17 protein-coding genes are annotated in these 22,477 nt (G+C 70.5%); 8 read left to right on the top strand and 9 right to left on the bottom strand.

Annotated features, from left to right (window positions below; genetic code table 11):
• Positions 1-200: 200 nt before the first annotated feature.
• From asnB to ACF088_RS05565, 7 genes are all read left to right on the top strand, one after another.
• On the top strand, positions 201-2,045 hold the full coding sequence (gene asnB / locus ACF088_RS05595) for an asparagine synthase (glutamine-hydrolyzing) (protein ID WP_392374114.1): 1,845 nt from the start codon (positions 201-203) through the stop codon (positions 2,043-2,045).
• A 181-nt stretch (positions 2,046-2,226) separates the two neighbouring features.
• Entirely contained in the window at positions 2,227-3,195 is a 969-nt protein-coding gene (locus ACF088_RS05590; protein WP_392374113.1) for a cyclase family protein, read from the top strand.
• Between the two features lie 207 nt (positions 3,196-3,402).
• The gene (locus tag ACF088_RS05585; protein ID WP_392374958.1) at positions 3,403-6,360 is read left to right on the top strand and encodes a SpoIIE family protein phosphatase; all 2,958 of its coding nucleotides are present in this window, start codon (positions 3,403-3,405) and stop codon (positions 6,358-6,360) included.
• 195 nt (positions 6,361-6,555) lie between these two features.
• Positions 6,556-8,091: a sugar ABC transporter ATP-binding protein gene (locus ACF088_RS05580; RefSeq protein WP_392374112.1), complete on the top strand. Its 1,536-nt coding sequence runs from the start codon at positions 6,556-6,558 to the stop codon at positions 8,089-8,091.
• Entirely contained in the window at positions 8,088-9,128 is a 1,041-nt protein-coding gene (locus tag ACF088_RS05575; RefSeq protein WP_392374111.1) for an ABC transporter permease, read from the top strand. The genes ACF088_RS05580 and ACF088_RS05575 overlap by 4 nt, the downstream gene beginning before the upstream one ends.
• A 44-nt stretch (positions 9,129-9,172) precedes the next feature.
• Entirely contained in the window at positions 9,173-10,324 is a 1,152-nt protein-coding gene (locus tag ACF088_RS05570; RefSeq protein ID WP_392374110.1) for a substrate-binding domain-containing protein, read from the top strand.
• A gap of 263 nt (positions 10,325-10,587) precedes the next feature.
• A complete protein-coding gene (locus ACF088_RS05565; RefSeq protein ID WP_392374956.1) occupies positions 10,588-11,382 on the top strand; it encodes an oxidoreductase in 795 nt (264 codons plus the stop codon).
• A gap of 119 nt (positions 11,383-11,501) precedes the next feature.
• Here ACF088_RS05565 and ACF088_RS05560 read toward each other — a convergent pair whose 3' ends face one another.
• The 8 genes from ACF088_RS05560 to ACF088_RS05525 form a co-directional block, all read right to left on the bottom strand.
• A complete protein-coding gene (locus ACF088_RS05560; protein WP_392374109.1) occupies positions 11,502-12,122 on the bottom strand; it encodes an L-threonylcarbamoyladenylate synthase in 621 nt (206 codons plus the stop codon).
• A gap of 111 nt (positions 12,123-12,233) precedes the next feature.
• Entirely contained in the window at positions 12,234-13,955 is a 1,722-nt protein-coding gene (locus ACF088_RS05555; RefSeq protein ID WP_392374108.1) for an acyl-CoA dehydrogenase family protein, read from the bottom strand.
• Positions 13,956-14,076: 121 nt separating this feature from the next.
• Positions 14,077-14,652 (bottom strand): PadR family transcriptional regulator, encoded by a 576-nt coding sequence (locus ACF088_RS05550; RefSeq protein ID WP_392374107.1) that lies wholly within the window; start codon positions 14,650-14,652, stop codon positions 14,077-14,079.
• A 138-nt stretch (positions 14,653-14,790) separates the two neighbouring features.
• Positions 14,791-15,174: a hypothetical protein gene (locus ACF088_RS05545; RefSeq protein WP_392374106.1), complete on the bottom strand. Its 384-nt coding sequence runs from the start codon at positions 15,172-15,174 to the stop codon at positions 14,791-14,793.
• A 39-nt stretch (positions 15,175-15,213) separates the two neighbouring features.
• Positions 15,214-15,600: a hypothetical protein gene (locus ACF088_RS05540; protein WP_392374105.1), complete on the bottom strand. Its 387-nt coding sequence runs from the start codon at positions 15,598-15,600 to the stop codon at positions 15,214-15,216.
• Between the two features lie 43 nt (positions 15,601-15,643).
• The gene (locus tag ACF088_RS05535) at positions 15,644-16,345 is read right to left on the bottom strand and encodes a hypothetical protein (RefSeq protein WP_392374104.1); all 702 of its coding nucleotides are present in this window, start codon (positions 16,343-16,345) and stop codon (positions 15,644-15,646) included.
• 89 nt (positions 16,346-16,434) lie between these two features.
• Complete coding sequence (locus ACF088_RS05530) at positions 16,435-16,815, bottom strand: hypothetical protein (RefSeq protein ID WP_392374103.1); 381 nt, start codon at positions 16,813-16,815, stop codon at positions 16,435-16,437.
• Positions 16,816-17,156: 341 nt separating this feature from the next.
• Positions 17,157-20,072: an ATP-binding protein gene (locus ACF088_RS05525; RefSeq protein ID WP_392374102.1), complete on the bottom strand. Its 2,916-nt coding sequence runs from the start codon at positions 20,070-20,072 to the stop codon at positions 17,157-17,159.
• A 437-nt stretch (positions 20,073-20,509) separates the two neighbouring features.
• Here ACF088_RS05525 and ACF088_RS05520 point away from each other — a divergent pair, with 437 nt between their 5' ends.
• Positions 20,510-20,935: a DUF779 domain-containing protein gene (locus ACF088_RS05520; protein WP_392374954.1), complete on the top strand. Its 426-nt coding sequence runs from the start codon at positions 20,510-20,512 to the stop codon at positions 20,933-20,935.
• 206 nt (positions 20,936-21,141) lie between these two features.
• On the opposite strand, the gene ACF088_RS05515 is transcribed toward ACF088_RS05520, so the two are convergent.
• Positions 21,142-22,089 (bottom strand): hypothetical protein, encoded by a 948-nt coding sequence (locus tag ACF088_RS05515; protein ID WP_392374952.1) that lies wholly within the window; start codon positions 22,087-22,089, stop codon positions 21,142-21,144.
• Between the last annotated feature and the right edge of the window lie 388 nt (positions 22,090-22,477).

Raw genomic sequence — 22,477 nt, 5'->3', positions numbered from 1 at the left:
CGGGCGGCGAACCGCGGCCGGCGTGCGGTCCCGGCGGGTGACGGCCAGATTGACGGAACGGCGGCCGAGGAACACGCTCGTCACATAGGTGCTCGATACAACTGACTCGCCGTGGGGACGGCTGCCGGGCAACCGGGCATCGGTGTGCCCGCCCGTGCGTGCCGTCCGGCGGCTTTCGGGTCGGATCGGGAGGACATGGCATGTGTGGCATCACCGGCTGGGTTTCCTTCGACCGTGATCTGCGCTCCGAGCGGGAAACCGTGGACGCGATGACCGAGACGATGTCCTGCCGCGGGCCGGACGACCGTGGCACATGGGTGCAGGGGCCCGTCGCTCTCGGGCACCGCCGCCTCGCCATCATCGATCTGCCCGGTGGACGTCAGCCGATGGCCGCCGACCGGGCGGACGGGAGTCCGGTCGCCCTCGTGTACTCCGGCGAGACCTACAACTTCGGCGAACTGCGCGACGAACTCGTCTCCCGGGGCCACCGTTTCACGACCGGCTCCGACACCGAGGTCGTCCTGCGCGGGTACCTCGAATGGGGCGAGGCGGTCGCCGAACGGCTCAACGGGATGTTCGCCTTCGCGGTCTGGGACGAGCAGCGCCGGCGGCTCCTCATGATCCGCGACCGGATGGGCATCAAGCCGCTGTACTACTACCCCACCCCTGACGGCGTGCTGTTCGGCTCCGAACCCAAGGCGATCCTCGCCCATCCGCTCGCCGTGCGGAAGGTCGGCCTGGACGGCCTCCGCGAGCTCTTCGCCTTCGTCAAGACGCCCGGCCACGCCATCTGGGAGGGCATGCACGAGGTGGAACCCGGCACGGTGGTCACCGTGGACCGCAACGGGCTGCACCGGCACACCTACTGGTCGCTGCGGACCCGGGCCCACCAGGACGACCCGGACACCTCGATCGCTCGCGTCCGTGAACTGCTCGACGACATCGTCCGGCGCCAGCTCGTCGCCGATGTGCCGCGCTGCACCCTGCTGTCGGGCGGCCTGGACTCCTCGGCGATGACCGCCCTGGCGGCCCGTCAGCTGGGCGAGGTGGGCGGGAGGGTACGGAGCTTCGCCGTCGACTTCGCCGGCCGGACCGAGAACTTCGTGGCCGACGAGCTGCGCGCCACCCCCGACACGCCCTATGTGCACGACGTGGCCCGTCTCGCCGGCACCGACCACCAGGACATCGTGCTGGACTCGGCCCACCTGGCCGACCTCGATGTCCGCGCCAAGGTCATCGGCGCGCGGGACCTCCCGATGGGCTTCGGCGATATGGACGCTTCGCTCTACCTGCTGTTCAAGGCGATCCGGCAGCATTCGACGGTCGCCCTCTCCGGCGAGTCGGCCGACGAGGTCTTCGGCGGCTACCAGCAGTTCTTCGACGAAGAGGCGCGCAAGGCCCGCACCTTCCCCTGGCTCGTCCGCATCGCCGAGCGCTTCGGCGACGACGGCAACATCCTCACCCCCGCCGTCACCGACGCCCTCGACCTCGGGTTTTACATCCAGGACGGCTACCGCTCCGCCGTCAAGGGCGTGGAACGCCTCGACGGGGAGAGCGACTTCGAGTTCCGGATGCGCACGATCTGCTATCTGCACCTGACGCGCTTCGTACGGATCCTGCTCGACCGCAAGGACCGCGCGAGCATGGCGGTCGGCCTGGAGGTGCGGGTGCCGTTCTGCGACCACCGGCTGGTCGAGTACGTCTACAACACACCGTGGTCGCTGAAGTCCTTCGACGGACGGGAGAAGAGCCTGCTGCGCGAGGCCACGGCGGATCTGCTGCCGCAGTCGGTGTACGACAGGGTGAAGAGCCCCTATCCCTCCACCCAGGACCCGCAGTACGCGGTCGCGCTCCAGCAGCACGCCAAGGACCTGCTGTCGCGCCCCTCGCACCCCGTCTTCGAACTCGTCGACCGCACCTGGCTGAAGCGTGCGGCGCACCACGATGCACCGCAGATCACCCAGGCCTCCCGGAGCGGCCTCGAACGGACGCTGGATCTGGCCCTGTGGTGGGACATGTACTCCCCCACGGTGACGGTCGCTTGACCGGGAACGGGCGACGCACGGCTGCACCGGCTCGCCCACCGCCTGCGCAGGGCCGCCGGTTTGACGACACCCCTGGTGGCGTCGTCACATACGGGACGACGCTGAGCCATACTTCAGCCGACCTGACACGGTGACGACGCCTGGAAGCAGGGTGTCCCGTCCCCCATGGAGCGCTGCGCAGATGACCGGCATCCCCAGCGAGTCGCCGGCTCCCCCGCCGGCCGGTACGGGCAACGGGCCCGCCGTCTCCCGCCAGGAGTTCGACGCACTGTTCGAGACGGTGCGCACCTGGGGCCGCTGGACCCGCGCCGACCGTGGCGCCTGGAACCGGGTGACCCCGGACCACGTACGGCGGGCCACCGCCCTGGTCCGGTCCGGAACCACCGTCCCGCTGGGGCGCCCCTGGGACACGGCCCCCGGACCGGACAACAGCAGACCCGCCCTGCACTACATGTCCGACCTCGGCGACATCGAGCCCCCGGAACCCTCCACACACAAGGACTTCCTCGCCGTCGACTACCACGGCAAGGCCGTCAGCCATCTGGACGCGCTGTCCCACGTCGCCTACCGGGGGCAGCTCTACGACGGCCGCACCGCGCACGAGTGGGTCGATGCCGGCGGGGCCCGCTTCGGTGCCGTATCGGCGCTGGGTCCCCTCGTGACCAAGGGTGTGCTGCTCGACCTGCCCACCGTGCTGGGGTGCGCATGGCTGGAACCCGGGCGGGCGGTGCACGCCGCGGACATCATGTCCGCTGAGCAGGCGCTGGACGTGACGATCGGCGAGGGCGACGCGGTGCTGCTGCGGTCCGGCAGCATCCGCCGGCGCCGCGAACTGGGCGCCTGGGACCCCGGCACGGCAAGCGCGGGCTTCCATGTGGACGCCGTGCCCCTGCTGGCCGAGCGGGGTATCGCTCTGCTCGGCGGCGACGGCGACAGCGATGTACGGCCCTCGCCGGTCGACGGCCTGCATTCCCCGGTCCATGCGCTCGCCCTCGCCGCGATGGGAGTGCCGCTCCTGGACAATCTCGACCTCGAAGCGCTCTCGGTCGCCGCCGCGGGGGCGGGCCGTTATGCGTTCCTCCTCGTGGTGGCCCCGCTGGACATCCCCGGCGGCACGGGCTCGCCCGTCAACCCGGTCGCCGTCCTGTGACGGCGTTCCCGGCCGTGACCGTGTGTGACGGCCGGGAGCTGCCTGGCTCGGCTTCCCCTCTCCCCGATCAGCGCCGCTGCCCGCCAGCGGTACCGATCTCCACGATCAGTACCGCTCTCCACACAAAGATCTACAATGGACCGAATGGTGCGGCCGCCGGTGTACGGGCGGCCAGAGCGGCACATACCGATGTGGGAAGTGGTCGGGATGGGGCTCGTGGGAGCGGACATCGGCCCCGCGCGCGCCCGTGAGCAGTTTCTTCGCGGTGGGGCGGTCGAGGGGACCGTGCGAAGCCCGATCCTGAATTCGTGGCAGCGTTCCCGGTCCCTGGGGCTGTCGCCGGAAGCATGCGAGCTTCCCTTCCGTCAGGATCTCGATCTGGACGGCCGGCTCGTCCGCGCCGCCATCCCCGTACTGGACCGCCTGCAGTCCAGGTTCGCGGGCAGAAACATGAACGTGTCCCTCGCCGACGGCCGCGGGGCCGTACTGCAGCGGCGTTTCGGCGACGCCTCGCTGGTCGGACAGCTGGCCGCGATCCAGAGCGTCCCGGGTTTTGTGTTCGCCGAGGAGTTCGCGGGGACCAATGGCATCGGTCTGGCCCTCGCGGAACGGCAGCTGATCAACGTCTACGGCGCCGAGCACTTCGCCGAACGCTCCCAGTCCAATGCTTGTGCGGCCATTCCCGTCCGGGACCCGCTCAGTGGACGCATCGAAGGCATCCTGTGCCTCGGCTTTCCGCCCACCGATGCAGCTGTGGCGCTGAACGAGGTGATCAGCAGGGCAGCCGGGGCCATCGAACGGCGGCTGCTGGAACAGAGTTCGACGCGGGAGCGCGCCTTGCTGCAGGCCTACCTCGACGCCAGGAGCCGCGCACCGACCGGTGAGACGACGGGCAACGGGCAGCCGGTCGGGCCGGCCGAGAGCAGGCCGGCCGAGAGCGGGCCGGCCGAGAGCGGGCTGGCCGAGAGCGGGCTGGACTGGCGTGACCAGATGATCCTCAAGGAGCGGGCCACCGATCTGATCTCGTCGGCGCAGCGAGCCGCCGTCGAGGTCCCGCTGCCCGGCGGCCGGCGGATCACCTTGCTGAGCCGGCCGGTGACCAGCCCGTCCGGCGTGGAGGGCGTCGTCATCGAGGCGGTCCTCCCCACACCGCATCAGCACCTCGCCGTCCTCAGCGCGGCCGGCGCCGCCCCCGGCCCGCCGACCGAGCAAGTGCTCGCCCCCGCCGTTCCGCTGTCCGGGTACCTTCCCGGCACCGGACCGGACCGGGCGGCGGCCCCGGAGCGCCCACCGGACGCGCTCGGAAGCGCCGAACGTCCCGCCGGACGCCCCGCCGGACGTCCCGCCGAGCGTCTCTCCGAACGCCCCGCCGAACGTCCCTCCGGCAGCGCGGCCGGTGGACTGGTGCTGATCGGTGAGCCGGGAGTGGGGAAGTACGCCGTGGCGGCCCGGCGCCGCCTGGAGCTGCTGTCCGAGGCCAGCACCCGCATCGGCACCACGCTGGACGTGAGTCGTACCGCCCGGGAACTCGCCGAGATGGCTGTCCCGCGCCTGGCCGACTACGTCACCATCGACCTTCCCGAGGCGGTGCTGCGCGGCGAGGAGCCGACCGATCCCCGCACCGGCCTCCACCGCACGGTGGTCCACGGGATCCGGGATGACTGCCCCTTCTACCCTGCCGGTGAGCGGGTGGACCTGCACCCCTCCACGCCCCAGCTCCGTTGTCTGGACGACCGGCAGCCCGTCCTCGAACCCGACCTGAGGACGGCCACCGGCTGGATCGCCCAGGATCCCGCGCACGCCCGGCGCCTCCTCGGCCATCACGTCCACTCGCTGATCGCCGTCCCCCTCCTCGCCCGCGGCATCGCCTTGGGCACGGCAAGCTTCTACCGCTCGCGGGACCCCGCCCCCTTCGGGGACGACGACCGTTCGCTGGCCCAGGAACTCGCCACCCGTGCCGCCATCTGCATCGACAACGCCCGCCGTTTCACCCGCGAGCACACCATGGTCCTTGCCCTGCAGCACAGCCTGCTGCCGCAGAGCTTCCCCGAGCAGAACGCCGTCGACGTCGCCTACCGCTATCTGCCCGCCGAGTCCGGAGTCGGCGGCGACTGGTTCGATGTCATCCCCCTCTCCGGCACCCGGGTGGCCCTCGTCGTCGGGGATGTCGTCGGCCACGGTCTGCACGCCGCCGCCACGATGGGCCGGCTGCGCACCGCCGCGCGTAACTTCGCCGAACTCGACCTCGCCCCGGACGAAGTCCTCACCCATCTCGACAACCTCGTAGCACGCCTCGACCGGGACGAGGGCACCGAGAGCCCCGCGGGCGACAGCACCGGCATCATCGGCGCCACCTGCCTGTACGTCATTTACGACCCCACCACGCAGCAGTGTGTGATGGCCCGGTCCGGGCACCCCCCGCCCGCGCTGGTCCACCCCGACGGCACCGTCACCTTCCCTGACCTGCCGGCCGGCCCGCCGCTGGGCCTGGGCGGTCTCCCCTTCGAGACCGCCGAATTCGCGCTTCCCGAAGGCAGCCGGCTCGTCCTCTACACCGACGGACTCGTCGGGGACCGCCACCGCGATGTCGATACGGCCCTCGACCTGCTGCGGCGCGCCCTGGCGCACCCGGACCGTACGCCCGAGGACACCTGTGAGGCGGTGGTCCGGGCCGTGGCACCCCGGCACCCCGCCGACGACATCGCGCTGCTCGTCGCCCGTACCCATGCCCTCGACCCCGGGCGCATCGCCACCTGGGATCTGGAAGCCGACCCGGCGCTCGTCTCCGGCGTGCGCGCCGCGGTGACCCGGCAACTCGCCGAATGGGGGCTGCACGAGGTCGTCTTCGCCACCGAACTCCTGCTCAGCGAGCTGGTCACCAATGCCATTCGCTACGGCACCGGCCCCGTCCAGGTACGCCTCCTCCACGACCGCACGCTGATCTGCGAGGTCTCCGACGCCGGCAGCACCGCCCCGCATCTGCGCCATGCGGCCGCCACCGACGAGGGCGGCCGGGGGCTGTTCCTCGTCGCACAGCTCGCCCAGGCCTGGGGCACCCGTTACACGGCCGACGGAAAGGTCATCTGGGCCGAGTGCGCTCTGGAGGCGTCGGCAGGAAAGCCCGACGCCGCCGCAGCGTATATGGACAACATCCCCGCCCTCTGACGGCCCATCCGGCATCTGCCTCAAAGCGGGCCGTACCATGACGGAATTGCGGTAATCGGTACGGATGACGCATCGCCGGGCCACCGGGCGTGCGACCCTCACTGCCACGAAGCACCCCGCAGCAGTGCCCCCGGCAGTGCCCCGTCAGTCGGGAGGAACCCAGCAGGACCATGAGGCCGACCTCCGGAGAAGTCTGTGCACGACGCTCCTGACACCACCCCTCCCCCGTACGACACCCACCGGCCTCTCGTCCGGGTGCGCGGCCTGTGCAAGCGGTTCGGCGGCACCCTCGCGCTGGACACGGTCGACCTGGACATCCGCTCCGGCCGTATCCTCGCCCTGCTCGGCCCCAACGGTGCCGGAAAGTCCACCCTCATCAAGGTGCTCGCGGGCGTCCACCCCGCGGACCAGGGCGAGGTGAGCGTCGCCGGGCACCCGCTCGGCACCGAGGCGGCCTCCCGCACCATGTCCTTCATCCATCAGGACCTGGGCCTGGTCGGCTGGATGACGGTCGCCGAGAACATCGCCCTGGGTGCCGGCTATCCCCGCCGCGCGGGACTGCTGTCGTGGCGGCGGATCCGCAGACAGTGCACCGCGGCCCTGGACATCGTCGCCGCGCATCTCGACCCGGACACCCCGCTCGCCGATCTCCCGCGGGCCGAACGCTCCCTGGTGGCACTCGCCCGCGCACTGTCCACCCAGGCCGCGGTCATCGTCCTTGACGAGCCGACCGCCAGCCTCCCGGCGGCCGACTGCGCCCGGCTGTTCGACGTCCTGCGCACCCTGCGCGACCAGGGGCGCGCCCTCGTCCATGTCACCCACCGGATCGACGAGGTGTACCAGGTCGCCGATGACTTCGCCGTACTGCGGGACGGACACCTCGTCAGCCAGGGCCCGGTCGCCGGCTACCGGCCGGCCCGGCTGGTGCGCGACATCGTGGGCCACGAGCCGGCCGGCTTCGGGTTCGCACCCGCCTCGGGTCCGGCCGTGCTGCGCCTCGACCGGGTACGGACCGAGAACACGGCACCGGTCAGCCTGGAGGTGCACGCCGGGGAAATCCTCGGCCTGGTGGGCCTCACCGGCGCCGGTCACCGGGAACTGGGCCGCGCCCTCGCCGGCTCCCGGCCGGTCACCGGCGGACGGGCCCTGCTCGACGGCCTGCCGTACGCCCCGCGCACGGTCATGGCCGCCGTCGGCTCCGGCGTCGGCCTGGTGAGCAGCGACCGTCAGGAAGAGGGCTGTGCCCCCGAACTGACGGTGCGGGAGAACTTCCTGGTCAACCCCCGGGCGGGCGGTGTGCCGTCCTGGCGCCGGATCGCCCCCCGGCGCGAGCGCGCCGAGGCCGCGGCCCTGATCGAGCGGTTCTCGGTGTTCCCCCGGGACACCGAGGCGCCGATCGCCACCCTGTCCGGGGGGAACCAGCAGAAGGTCATGGTCGGCCGGTGGCTCAGGATGAGCCGACGCCTGCTGATCCTCGAAGAGCCCACCGCCGGGGTGGACGTCGGTGCCAAGACGGCGATCTACCGCCTGCTCCGGGAGGCGCTGGCCTCAGGCCTCGCCGTCCTGCTCCTCTCCACCGACTTCGAGGAGGTCGCCCACGTGTGCCATCGCGCCCTGGTGTTCGTCCGCGGGGCGGTGACGGTGGAGCTGAGCGGCGAGGCTCTCACGGTCACCGAACTCGCCCGTGCCTCCTCGGCGATGCCCGCACTCACCGGGACGGTGGAACCATGACCCGCTTCCCTCGCCCCCTGCCGGGCCGCCGGTTCGGGCACTTCCTCGGCGCCTATGGCCTCCTGGCCTTCGCCGCCCTGCTCTTCCTGGCCTTCTCCCTCGCTCTGCCGGACACCTTCCCCACCCTGGACAACATCTCCGAGGTCCTGTCCAACCAGTCGATCCCCGCCCTCCTCGCGCTCGGCGCCATGATTCCCATCGTCACCGCCAAGTTCGACCTGTCCCTCGGCTACGGTCTCGGCCTGGCGCACGTGATGACGATGCAGCTCCTCGCCAAGGAAGCGTGGCCCTGGCCCCTCGCCTGCCTCGCCGTGGTCCTCGGCGGGGCGGTGGTCGGCGTCTTCAATGGGATCGTCGTCGAATTCGCGAAGATCAATTCCTTTATCGCCACGCTCGGCACCGGCAGCATCCTGTACGCCCTCACCGGCTGGATCACCAACGGGGCCCGGATCGTCCCCGGCCCGCAGGGCCTGCCGGCGGCCTTCACCGATCTCTACGACTCCAGGTTCCTCGGCCTGCCGGTATCCGCCTTCTACGTCCTCGCACTGACCGCAGTGCTGTGGCTGCTCCTGGAGCGGCTGCCGCTCGGCCGGTATCTGTATGTCATCGGCTCCAACCCGCGCGCCGCCGAGCTGGTGGGCATCCCCACCCGGCGCTACGTCGTCTACGCGTTTGCCGGTTCGGGGCTGATCGTCGGTATCGCCGGTGTCCTGCTCGCCGCGCAGCAGCGGATCGGCAACCCCAGCGTCGGCCTGGACTATCTGCTGCCCGCTTTCGTCGGTGCGCTGCTCGGGTCCACCGCGATCAAACCCGGCCGCCCGAACGCCCTGGGCACCCTGGTCGCCGTCATCATCCTCGCCATCGGCCTCGCCGGTATCGGCCAGCTCGGCGCCGAGTTCTGGGTCACCCCGCTGTTCAACGGCGCCACTCTGCTCCTCGCCGTCGGCATGGCCGGCTATGCCGCCCGCCGTCAGCTGCGCCAACGGCGGACACCACCGTCCCGGCCCCGTCATGACGTGGTCCACGTCAGCTCATGACCTCGGGCCGGCCTCACCGTGTCGTCCCTCCGCAGGGAGCGCCCGTGCACTCGCACCGCAAGACCGCCCGTGGCGGCGCAGTCGTCGTGGCTCTGGCGGCCGCTGTCCTCGCCGGCTGCGAACGCGGCGCCTCGACCGGCGCCGCACCCTACTCGCCGGGGCCGGCGAAGACCGGCTGTCCCGCCGTCCTGGCCCGGGCCCGGGCGGCCGTGGGACGGGCCGAGCAGCCCCACACCGCTTGGGACGGCCCCACCGGTGGTCCCCGGGCGGTCTTCGGCAAACGCCTCGTCTATGTCGCGCAGACCATGACCAATCCCGGTGTCGCAGGCGCCGCCAACGGCGTCCAGCAGGCCGCGAAGACCCTCGGCTGGCCCGTCCGGGTGATCGACGGTCAGGGCACCCCCGCCGGGATCCAGGCGGCCTTCAGCCAGGCCATCGCCCTCCGGCCCGCGGGCATCGTCATCGGCGGCTTCGACCCCCGTCTGACGTCGCGGCAGGTCGCGACGGCCAACGCCGAACACATCCCGCTCATCGGCTGGCACGCGGTCGACGCCCCCGGCCCGAGCAAGGACCCCGAACTGTTCAGCAACATCACCACCAGGGTCCAGGATGTCGCGAAGATCAGCGCGGACTGGATCATCACGCACTCCCGGGGGCACGCGGGAGTCGTGGTGTTCACCGATGCCTCGATCCCGTTCGCCAGGAACAAGTCCGAACTGATCAAGAAACAGCTCGCCACCTGCTCCGGCGTGAAGCTTCTGGAAGAGGAGAACATCCCGATCCCGGACACCAGCAGCCGCACGCCCCAGGAGGTCTCCGCACTTCTCTCCCGCTTCGGGGGCGGCTGGACCCACTCCGTCGCCATCAACGATGTGTACTTCGCCGATGCCGCCCCGGCCCTGCGCGCGGCAGGCAGGAAGGGCGGCGGCACCCCTTTCAACATCGGCGCGGGCGACGGCGACCCGTCCGCCTTCCAACGCATCAACAGCAGGCAGTTCCAGGCGGCCACCGTTCCGGAGCCCTTCTCCCAGCAGGGCTGGCAGATCCTCGACGAATTCAACCGTGCCTTCTCGGGCAGACCCGCCAGCGGTTATGTCGCCCCCGTGCATATCGCCACGGCCGGCAACAGCCGTGGGGCCACGACATGGGACCCGACCGGCTATCGCGCGGCGTACCGGAAAATCTGGGGCAGGTAGGCCCCGGGCCACCCCCACCCCCAGGCCCCTCGCAGCGCGCACTCCACGCTCTCGTCGCGGGCGGCGATCCCGTGAGCACCATCCCTCGCCGGCACGATCTCCACCGCGCACGCAATGGCCCCCGAAGTGCGCTGCTGCGCGGGAATCCACCGCGCAGGCCGCGTGGCGATGACACTGCCCCGAACCGAGGGTCGATACTCACCCAATGCGACTGTCCAGGCGCATTGGCCCAGGTGGGAAGCGTGACATGGGAGGAGTTCCCGGTGGAGTTGAATCTGACGGACAAGGTCGCCGTGGTCACCGGAGGCAGCAAGGGCATCGGCCTGGCGGTCACCGAGGCACTCGGCCGTGAGGGCGCGCGCGTCGTGGTGGGCAGCCGCACCGAGACCACCGAGCTGGCAGCTCTGCGCAAGCGGTACGACGTCGCCTTCCACCCCGTCGATCTGGCCGACGCCGACGGTGCCGGGACACTGGCCCGGGCGGCAGCGGACCGACACGGCCGGATCGACGTGCTGGTCAACAACGTCGGTGCCACCACCCCGCGCGCCGGCTTCCTGGACGTCGATGACGCAGCCTGGCTGCATGCCCTCACCATGACATTCCTGAGCGCGGTGCGCGCCAGCCGTGCGTCCTTGCCACACCTGCTGGCCCACGGCGAAGGCGCGATCGTCACCATCAGCTCGGTCAATGCCCGGCTGCCGTTCCCCATGGTGGTGGACTATTCAGCGGCCAAAGCCGCCCTGAGCAACCTCACCAAAGCTCTGTCGGAGGAGTTCGCTCCCCGTGGTGTCCGCGTCAACGCCATCGCCCCCGGCCCCGTACGCACCCCGTTCTGGACCGCCCCCGGCGCCTTCGCCGACACCGTCGCGGCCGGTGCGGGCGGCACGGCACAGGAGGCCCTGGACCAGGTCGTGCCCCAGCAGATGGGCATCTCCACCGGACGCATCACCGAACCCCGGGAGGTGGCCGACCTCGCCGTCTTCCTGGCCTCCCCGCGCGCCGGCAACATCACCGGTGCCGAATTCGTCATCGACGGAGGCCAGATCAAGACCACCTGACACCCGGCACGGCGTGCCTCCCGTTCGTGGGGCTTTTGCCCCGTCCCGGTCGGGCGGCGCCGGACGGCGGGGTGTGCGGTCCCCCGGCCGGCGCCGTCGGCCATGGCGTCACCGGCCCGCTACTCGAAGCGCGCGGGGTCGCCGGCTCCGCGGCGTACGATCTCCAGAGCGTCACCGGAGAAGTCGATGACGGTGGTCGGCTCGGTGCCGCAGTCGCCCGAGTCGATCACTGCGTCCACCACGTGGTCGAGCCGTTCCTTGATCTCCCACCCCTGCGTCATCGGCTCTTCCTCGTCGGGCAGCAGCAGGGTGCTGGAGAGCAGCGGCTCACCCAGTTCCGCGAGCAGGGCCTGGGTGACCACATGGTCCGGGATCCGGACTCCGACGGTCTTCTTCTTGGGGTGCAGCAGCTGGCGCGGCACCTCCTTCGTCGCGGGCAGGATGAAGGTGTAACTGCCGGGCGTCGCTGCCTTGACCGCGCGGAACACATCGTTGTCGACGTGCACGAACTGACCCAGCTGCGCAAAGTTCTGGCACACCAGGGTGAAGTGGTGACGGTCGTCGAGGTTGCGGATCGACCGGATCCGGTCGATGCCGTCGCGGCTGCCCAGCTGGCATCCCAGTGCGAAGCAGGAGTCCGTCGGGTACGCGATGAGCGCACCGGAGCGGATGCTCTCGGCCACGGTGCTGATGGTGCGCCGCTGGGGATTGTCGGGGTGGACATCGAAGTATTTCGCCATCCGCCGAGCCTACGGGATGAGGGCTCCGGTGCTCGGGTGGCAGCAGCGGCGGGCTCGGCCGGCACCTGTGGGCATCGGCCGAACCCGCCGGTCCGCAGGCGGCTGGGGAGGTTACGGCGCCATCTCGTACGCCCCGGCCAGTGCCTCGACACGCTCCCAGACGCGCGTCGAGCGGGCCTCGTCGACGACCGGCCGCCGGACCGCGCCCAGTGCCCAGCGCTGCTGTTCCGCGGTGGCCGAATCCTTGCCGTGCAGTTCGACGGCGTGCGCGGAGAAGTCGCGTACGAGGACGGCGAACAGCTCGTCGAGGACATCGGCGTCGAGGCCGGTCAGGCGCGCCTGCTCCAGGATCAGCTGGCCGTGCACGACCAGCGCGAACAGCTGGCCGACGGCGAGCAGCAGGTCGAGGTCACGGCTCTGGTCCTCGCCGGGGGCGGCGGTGGTGACGAACTCGCACAGGGCGTCCGCCTGCTCCCGGAAGCGGGCGACGTTGGACACCTCGGCGTAGGCGTCGAATGCGGCGCGCCAGTCGTGGAAGCGGACGGAGCCCAGGCCGCGGGCCGGTCCCTGCCGGAAGAGGAACGCGTCGTCGGCCGCGTCGAGGCGGGTCGGCACCGCCTCGTACTCGGCCGGGTTCAGCAGGTGGTTGCCCATGAACTTGAGGATCAGGGCGAGGTTGACGTGGACCGTGCCCTCCAGCTTCGGCAGGCCCCGGATCTCGGTGGCGGCCTGGGCGAAGTAGGTGTCCTTCTCGAAGCCCTTGGCCGCGATGACGTCCCACATCAGGTCGATGACCTTCTCGCCCTCGGTGGTCACCTTCATCTTCGTCATCGGGTTGAAGAGGAGGTAGCGGCGGTCGTCGGGTCCGGCGGAGCGGAAGTAGTCGACGGCGCGGTCGCTGAACAGCTTCATACCGACGAGGCGGACATAGGCGTCGGTCAGCTCGCGGCGCACGTGCGGGAAGGCGGTGACGGGACGGCCGTAGAGGATGCGGTTCTGGGCATGGGTGACGGCCTCGTACATCGCGTGCTCGCAGATGCCGATCGCGCCGGTGCAGAGGTTGAACTTGCCGACGTTGACGGTGTTGAGGGCGGCGTCGAAGGCGGCACGGCCGGTGTGCAGGATGTCGTCCGCGCCGACCGGGTAGTCGTCGAGGCGGAACTCGCTGACGTACTTGGAGGAGTCGACGACGTTCTTCACGAGGTGGTACGCGGGATGGCGGCTGTCGGCAGCGAAGAAGACATAGCCGTCCGGGCCCTCGATGTCGGTGCGGCGGCCGAAGACGGAGACGAGTCCGGCGGCGTTGCCGTTGCCGATGTAGTACTTCGAGCCACTGGCACGGAAGCCGCCGTCACCGTCGGGCTCCAGCAGCATGTCGGTGGAGTAGATGTCGGCACCGTGGGCCTTCTCGGACAGGCCGAAGGCGAACACCTCACCCTGGGCGAGGAGTTCGGCCGCGCGGGCCCGGACGGCGGCATTGTCGCTCTGCCAGACCGGGCCGAGCCCGAGGATGGTGACCTGCCAGGCGTACCAGTAGTCGAGGCCGTAGAAGCCGAATATCTCGTTGAGGGCGGCGATCCGGGCGGTGTCCCAGCGCTTGTCCTGCTGCCCGTCGGCGGCGGAGGCCGGGGTGAGGAAGGTCGCGAACAGCCCTTCCTTGGCGGAGAACGCGAGGAACTCCGACAGCCAGGCGCGGGAGCGGTAGTCCTCGATCAGCCGGCGCTTGCCGCGGTCCTCGAACCAGTCGACGGTGGCACGCAGCAGCCTGCGGGTCTCGGGGTCGAAGTGCGCCGGGTCGTAGGTGCGGGGGTTGAACAGCAGCTGGTCGGCCATGGATGGTCGCCTTTCCTGATCGGGGGTTGAGGGTGGTGACGGGAAGCTTCAGGGGCGTGTCGGGGGTCGGCGGCGGGGCAGTGGGCGGCGGGCGGCGGGACGGTGGTCCGCCCGCGCCGGTTCAGCACCCGGGGCCGCCTCGGTGGAGGTCGACGAGGCGGTGGAGGGTGGCGAGCACGTCGTCGAGCCAGGCGAGGGTCATCCGCTCGTAGGCGATGCCGCCGCGCAGCACGACATGCTGGAGCTCTTGCCCGGCGTCGGGCGCGGCGGGGGCCTCGGGACCGGTGAAGTCCCGCCGCTCCCCCGCGAGATAGTGCGCGAGCCGGTCGGTGTGCGCCTGGTGGTGGCGCTCGACCTCACGGATCAGCGCGGCCGGGTCGTCGAAGGCCGCGCCGCGGATCTTCACGGCGAGGTCGTGCCGGACGCTCTCGGGTTCGATCGGCTCGTGGAGCCAGTGGGAGAGCGCGGCCCGGCCCGGGGCGGCGACGGAGTACTCCTTCTTGTCCGGCCGGGCCTGCTGCGGCACCTCGCGGACATCGATCCAGCCGTCGCTCTCCATGCGCTTGAGGACGCGGTAGATCTGCTGGTGGGTGGCGGTCCAGAAGTATCCGATGGACCGGTCGAACCGCCGGGCCAGCTCATAGCCGGAGCCCGGCTTCTCCAGCAGGGAGACAAGGATCGCGTGGTCGAGCGCCATACCCCGATCCTTCTATGCAACTTGTTGCATAGACAAGTGGACACCGCCCGGGTGAGACGCGGCTCACCCCGTGGGCCGGTCCGCGGGCATGCCGCGGGGCCCGCCGGCGGAATGCGCCGTCGGGCCCCGGGGAGTCGTTCAGCAGCTGACGTCGAGGACGTGGATCCCGGACACCAGAGTGCCTTCGAGCTTGTAACAGTGGTTCTTGTCGGCCTCGTTGATGTACAGGGGCTTGGAGCCGCCCGTCCAGTGGACGGTGACCGTGACCCCGGTCGCTTCGGCGGGGAAGTACCCCTTCCAGCTGGTCCCGATCGGCCGGTCGTGCTGGCAGTAGTTCTTGCTCTCTATGCCCGCCGGGCCTTTCCACTCGTAGCAGGTGTCGATGAGAGACCCCGCGTTGTGCTCGAACGCGATGTAGTTGTCCGAGGCGGCCACGGCGGCCGGCGCGGACAGCACCGCGCCGGCCAGCGCCAGTCCGAGTGCCGCGGCACCACAGGTCAGGGAACGCTTTCTGTTTCGCATACGGGAAGGTGCCTCTCGCTTCGCTGATCCGGACATGTGCTAACAGCCCTTTTCGGTGATCTTCGGGTCGAAGGTGTAGCCGCTCAGCTCGTAGCAGTGGCCGCGCTTGAGGTCCGTGATCTGCGGCGTCACATTTCCGCCCCCGATCTGGGCCGCAACCTTCACTTCGAGCTGGACGCCCTGGGCGTCAGCGGGGATTTCCACCCGCCAGTCGGTGCCCTTGGGCTTCGCGTAGTCGCACGAATCCGAGGTCGACGAGCCTTGCCAGTGGTAGCAGGTGTCGACCAGGAACCAGCCGTTGTTGGTGAACCCGATGTAAGTGCCCGAGCCCGCCGCGACGGCGGACGGGGCCGTCATGACTGCGCCGGCCAGCGCGAGCCCCAGGGCGGCGGCACCATAGGCCGCCGACTTCTTGATTTTCCGCACAGAGTGCTCCTTTCATGGAGGGTTTGCGAGGGGGACCGGCGGCTCAGCTACCGTTCATCAGCTTTCCGCCGTCGCACGAGACCTCGTCGGTGTCCGCCCGCGCCGCCGCACTGAGGGGGATTTCGGTGCGCAGACCCGTGATCTTCGCGCCGCCGAACTCGCCGCCCTGGATACGCACATCGGAGACTCGCTGCTCCATGTCATGGCCCAGCTTCAGCATCCCCTTCCGCCCCGGCTTGATGGTGATCCGGACGTCGCCGCTCTTCGACTCGGCATTGGTCTCGCTGTACTGCGCGGATGCCCCCACTCCCAGCTTGTCCTTGACGAGGGTGATATCGACGTTGACGCCGACGTTCCATCCCCAGGTGAAGGTCCTGCTTCCGCTGAGCGTCTGGTTTATTTCCCCCTGCCCTCCGCTGCAGTTCTGAATGGGACCCACGCCCATGGCGGTATTTTCCACGTCGAACCACTTCGTCACGTTCTTGGACTCCACGGTCGTCGCCGTGCAGGACACATCGCTGTTCTTGCACTGGTCCATGGCACGCTTGACTTCGTCAGCGGAGTTCACCTGGTATCCGTTGTCATAGGTGACGGAGGGGCTGCCCTCCTGCAGCCAGGTGTTCGTGTGACCGTTGATATCGGTGGAATCGGCGGCCGATGCCGTGGGCGTCGTCAGGGCGAGCGCGACGGTGACGGCGCCGAGGGCGAGACCGATGCGGGATGCGGATGTGGATGTGGAGATCAACGTTTTCCTCGCTCTGTGGCTGGGGTAACCCGGTGCAGTGGAACCCGGTTCACGAGAGAGCGCGACGGCGGCGCCCCCGGTCGCTGCCTTTAGCAGCCGATTTCCGTGAGCTTGGGCCGGTCGACGAGGCCCGTGATTTCGAAGCAGTGATTCCTGCCGGTGTCGAATACCGCGGCGCTGTCCTTCGTGGCGTAGTCCACGATGCTGGTACTGAGGTCGATCTTCGCGCCGGTCGCGTCGTCGGGGAAATACGCCTGCCAGGTGGTGTTCACCGGACGGACGTTGTGGCAGTAATCCTTACCCTCGACATCACGCCACTTGTAGCAGGTGTTGGCGAGGACACCGGCATGATTGGTGATCTGAATGTAATGACTGGAATCCGCTTGGGCGGCCGGGGCGGTGAGTACCGCCGACAAGCTTGCGGCGCCCGCCGCGAGAAGACCGAATGCGGCCCGATGGTTGAACCTCACGGTTGCCACTCCCTCTTGAACTCTCCTGCGACATCGGAAGAATTCGACGTCGTGAGATCTGAGTAAGTCACGAGAGGACGGCCGAATCAATTGGTTCGGGCTAAGACTTCGGTACCCCGGAGAAAGGGACCGGGGGCAACCACGACGTACACCCGAAGAAGCGGGGCACCACGGTGTCGGACCACGAGGACCACGGTTCTTTGCCGCTGCCGACCACAGGGCCGGGCGGCTGCCCGCAGAGATGCTGCCCGCAGAGATGCCGAAAGGCCCCGCACCTTCCAGGGCCGGAAGGTGCGGGGCCTTTCGGTCCGGCCGGGCACACGAGGCCCCGGGACCGCACCTCAGGAGTCCGCCGTGCCACTCCCCCGGCGGGACCTGTCCGCAGCCGCCATGGCCGCCGCCAGATACGGGCGCCCCGCGATCCCGAGCTTGCGGTAGGCGCCGGTCAGATGGGTTTCCACGGTACGCAGCGAGACGACGAGCAGTTCGGCGATCTGTTTGTTGCTGTATCCCTGCGCCGCGAGGGTGCCGACGCGTTCCTCCCCCGCGGTCAGCGCCCCGGCCCCCGCACCCCCGGCTCTGCCGGCCCGCCCGCCGGCGAGGTGCAGCCGCTCCTGCAGACGCGCGGTGAGCACCGTGGCGCCGCACCCCACGGCGAGGTCCAGCCCGCGGCGCAAGGTACTCCTGGCGCCCCGCTTGTCGTCCCGGTGCAGCAGGGCGGCCCCGAAGTCGTCCAAAGCGCGGGCGAGTTCGAGGCGGGCGGGGGTGGCTCCGAGTACCTGGACGGCCTCGGCCAGCAGGTCCAGCCCCCGAGGACCACTCGTGGCAACCCCCGTCACCCGCAGCGCCACCCCGAGGGCGCGCGGGATCTGGCAGCGCCGGGCGAGGTCGAGTTCCTGCTCGGCCAGCGTACGGGCCGACGTGGTGTCCCCCAGGGCGAGATGGGCGGCCACGGAGCGGGAGCGCCAGGGAGCCATCGCCGGGCTGACCGTCCCCGCGGCCTCACAGTGGTGGCCGCATTCACGGAGCAGCGAGAGCCCCGCACGCAGATTGCCCTGAGCCATCCGCAGTGCTGCCAGGCTCATGAGGAAGCGGGGCCGCTCCCACGCCACTTCCGTCTGCCCGGCCACGGCATGGGTGCCCGCGATCCGCTCGGCCGCCTCGGTCCGGCCCTGTGCGAGGAGGGCGTCGATCCTGAGCGTGTCCAAGGTCAGTGCGTACGGGAGCCGCCCGGTGGAGGACGCCTGGTCCGCGGCGGTCTGAGCCGTGGCGAGAGCTTCGGTGATGTCGCCTCGGCGCAGCGCCAGCCCTGCCTGGTAGAGCATCAGGGAGGACGCGAGCAGTTCCATGCCCCTGCCCGAGATCTCCCGTGTCAGATGGCGGTTGAGCTGGTCGGCCGTATCGAGCTCGTCGAGGTACAGCAGCGTCTGGGCGACGAAGTAGTGCAGCGGGAACAGATCATGGGAGAACGTCGGCAGATTGACGGACGCGCGCTCGACGAGACCGGCGACGTACGGGGCGGGCAGGGCGGCCCGCAGGGCGCGGAAGGCGCGGATCGCGAGCAGTTGGCGCTCTCCCGCGGTGCGGTCGGCCAGGTCGTCGTCCGTGTCGGGGGACGGCGCCGGGGCCGGACGGCTGCAGGACGGCCGCTCGAACTCCATCCACGCGCGCAGCGCCCCCATCCGCAGCGCCAGTTCACGGTCGGCGGCCCCGGAGTCCGCCGTGCGCCGGTCGCACAGCGCCGCGATCTTCCGGTCCACATTCGACAGGTCCGTACGGGAGCCGCGGGAGAGGAGCAGCGAGTAGGCGAGCACGACCAGGGCGTCGCTGCGGGCCGTTTCGTCGGTCAGCTCTTCGAGCGCGCCGGTGACACAGGAGATGGCCAGCGCGGCATCGTAATGGCTGGCCGCGGTGCCCAGTTCCAGGAGCACACGGGCGCGTTCGGCATCGTCCAGCGGCTGGTTCAGGGCGGCACGCAGATAGGTCACGGCCGTTTCCGGTGCGCCACGGTGTAAGGCCTGGCCGGCGGCTCTGCGCAGCACCGGCAGGGCCCAGGAGCCGGGTACGGGACCGGCCGCCAGCAGATGCGCCGCGACTTCCTCGTCGGGACGTCCGCTGAGCCAGGACACCTGGGCCGCCCGCGCATGGCCGGCACCGAGTTCCTCGGGCGACAGCATCCCGAGCACCGTGTCGCGGACCACCAGATGGGTGAAGCGGAGGTCGCCGTCCGCGCGCAGCAGCCCCAGCGACCGCAGGTCCTGTGCCGCGGAGAGCACCACCGCACGCCCCGTTCCGCAGTACGCGGCGAGCAACTCCGGCGGCTTGCGGTCGCCCAGGAAGGCCAGCGCCCGCGCCAGCTCCACGACCTCGCCGGACGCCTGGCAGAGCCGGTGCGAGATCTCCCCGGCGAGCGTCGACAGCATGACCGTGGGGATCCGGTCCCGGGAGGCCGCGGTCGGCCTCACCCCGCTGCGCTGAGCCTGGTGGAGCAGGGCGCGGACGAACAGCGGGTGCCCGCCCGTGGCGGCGTGACAGGCGGCGCAGAAGGCGTCATCGGGCTCCTCCGCTCCCCAGAGCGTCCGCACCAGCTGTCCCACACCGCCGATGTCCAGCGGCTCCACGACGAGGGTGTGGCAGTTCGCGGGACGCACGAGCTCGGCGAGCAGCGGATCGAACCGTTTGGCCTCGGCGCTCCGCGTGGTCACCGCGATCAGCACGGGGTGGCTGTCCGCCCGTCCGACGAAGTGCGCGAGCCATCGCAGTGACGGCTGGTCGATCCACTGCAGCGCGTCGACCGCCAGGAGCAGGGGTTGCCGGCGGGAGAGCCGGGAGACGAGAGCGTCGAGTCCCCGCAGCGTCGACGCCGTCACATCGGCCGCCTCGGGCAGCGGTTCCGTGGCGGCCGCATCGTCCAGCGCCCGGAGCGTAGCCGCCGCGGAGCCTTCCAGGAGACGTGCGCGGTCGGTCTCGGACACTGCGGCCAGCAGGGGCCGGAACAGCTGTCGCACCGCACCGAAGGCGAATTCGCGCTCCAGGGGGTGGCAGCGGGCCCGCAGCACCCGGAACTGCTTGTTCCGCTCCCACCAGGTGCTCAGCAGGACGGACTTGCCGACGCCGGCCGGCCCTTCGAGCTGTACGACACGGGACCGGCCGGACAAGACCTCGGCGGCCACGGCGTCGAGGGCGGCGAGCTCGTGTTCGCGCCCCACCAACGGCCAGTCGTCACCGCATGCATCACGGGAATGTCCGAACGTCACCAGTTGCTCAACTCTCGTCTTGTGCATCTGGTTTTCGAGACGTTACAAGGGCCACCGCGGTTGCCTGAGCTGGGCACTTGGATGCGAGCCGCCGCCCACCGCACGGCAGCACGGCAGCACGACCGCGGGGCCGCACGACCGCACGACCGCACGACCGCACGACCGCACGACCGCAGGGGATCTTGGGACGCCGGCGGGCTTCGCCGGATCTGCGGCCCGCCGTCGTGTGCAACCACCTCGCAACGTTGCAGGGAGTTAACTGAGGCACTGCCTCCGTGGCGGCTCGGTGACCATGATCCGGCCCGTGCCGGGCCGACTCGCCGCCGTCCCGGGAGCGGCGTCCGTTGTGGCCGGTCAGGAAAGGAACCGCACGTGTGCCGACAAGAGACCGACAACCCGCAGGTCAACGGCTCCGCGAAGAAGCCGGGGCGGTGGTGATGAGCGGCGGCGAGGGCCCTTTGGCGGCCGCCGGGGGAGCCGCCCCGGAGAGAGCCTCACGGATCGCGCTCAGCGCGGCGGCGACCGAACTGCTGCGCCTGCTGCACGCTCAGCACGGCCCGCTGATGTTCCACCAGTCCGGCGGCTGCTGTGACGGCAGTGCCCCCATGTGCTACCCGGCCGGGGAGTTCCGTACGGGATCGTCGGATGTGCTGCTGGCCCGGCTGACCGTGGAGGGCGTGCCGGAGCCGGTGGGGTTCTGGATGTCCGCGGACCAGTTCGAGCGCTGGCGGCACACCCATTTGACGGTGGACGTCGTACCGGGGCGGGGCAGTGGTTTCTCCCTGGAGGCGCCGGAGGGCGTCCGCTTCCTGATCCGCTCGCGGCTGTTCACCGACGAGGAACGCGCAGGTCTCGGCGACTGAGACCACGCGGCGCCGGCAGAGCCAGGGGAGCCACGGAGGGGCCGAGGGCGAGCCGGAGAACACAGTGAGGCCCCACGCACGGGGGAGAGCGTGGGGCCTCACCCTGTAAAACGGATGGACGGCGCCTCGGGTTCCCTCACGGTGAAAATTCCGCAAGAAAATCTTGCGCCCGGTGTGCACACCCCTGCCCTGCCTCTTGCCGGCTTTCAGGCGTCGTCCTGCACCAACCGCTCCAGCATCGTCTGGAAGTCCGCGTCCGCCACCACCCGCAGTCCGCCGCCGGCCGGCTCGCTCAGCGGCGTCATCACGCCCCGCCGCCACCAGAAGACCCTGGGGCTGATGGCGCCCGCCGCGTCCGCGTGGCCGGCCGCCGCGAACTGCGCCATGGCCTGCAACGCCGGGACGACCTGGGCATCGTGAATACGGTGGAAGGCCAGCTGGTGGCGGAAGGGCAGGGCGACCAGCGCACCGTCCGAGGTGAGCTCGATGCCCAAGAGCCGCTGCACCAGTTCGTCCAGCACCAGCACCCGGCTCGCGGTGAAGAAGGAGTCGCCGAGCAGCACCTCGAACGCCGAGCCGTCACCGCGCCGCACGGTCTCATGCCCTTCGACCGGCAGGGCGCGCAGATTGTTCATCGCCCGGATCCGCAGCTCCGCCACGTCCCCGAGGCCGGTCAGCGAGTCCTCGCTCAGCATCTGCACCGCCTCGGGCAGATCGAGGGCGAGCACTTCCCGCAGCCCGGGCGCCGGTGCGCGGCCGTAGCGGAAGGAATCGGAGGCGGGCAGCGTCTCCTGGGCGACCACACGAGGGTAGAGACAGGCCCGGATCTCGTCGGCGCTGAGGACCTCCAGCGGCTGCGGGCCGTCCATCGTGCGGAGCACCTTGCCGACGTGATCCCGGATCAGCGCGGGCCAGCTGCGCTCACCGCGCCGGTCGCGGTGGCACACCGCGGCGAGGTTGCCGAGGCCGAACTGCCGGCCCGCGGAGTCGGTGACCACCCCCGCATACGCGGTGACTTCGAGCCCCTGTTCCGCGAAGGCCTGCCGGACCTGCGATCTGAAGACGCCGCCTTCGCGCTCGGAGAAGAAGCCGAACTCCCCGTCGCGTGCCAGGTCGCGGGGATCCCGCTTCGGTCCTCGGCGGAACAGGCCCATCTCTTCCTCCCGGCAGCGGCCACGAACGACGGCCTCGAATGGGCCGATCGTAACGGGTACGTCGCCGCCCTCGTCGCGCTCGTCGCCCTGCTGTCTGCCGCCCACGGCGGTGCCCGGGAGCAGGGTGACGAGGTGCCAGGGCCGGCCGGACGAGGGGATGAGGAGGGACGGGAAGGGACGGGGAGGGAGGAGGGAGACGGGCGGCCTTCTGCCGCTCCGGAGAAGTCCGGCCGGGCGCCGACGATATGACGCGCCATCAGGCGCCAGCTGAAGGCCCACGAGCTGTGGCCGGGATGACCTTCGCGCCGTCGCCATCGCCACCGTCGCCACCGTCGCCATCGCCGCCATCGCCGTCATCGCCGCGTTCGACGATGACGAGCCGTTGCCG

It is taken from the genome of Streptomyces sp. NPDC015125 (assembly GCF_043080045.1).
Lineage (GTDB): Bacteria > Actinomycetota > Actinomycetes > Streptomycetales > Streptomycetaceae > Streptomyces.
The sequence above is the reverse complement of the archived record's forward strand: the minus strand, read 5'-3'. Positions and strand labels throughout refer to the sequence as shown.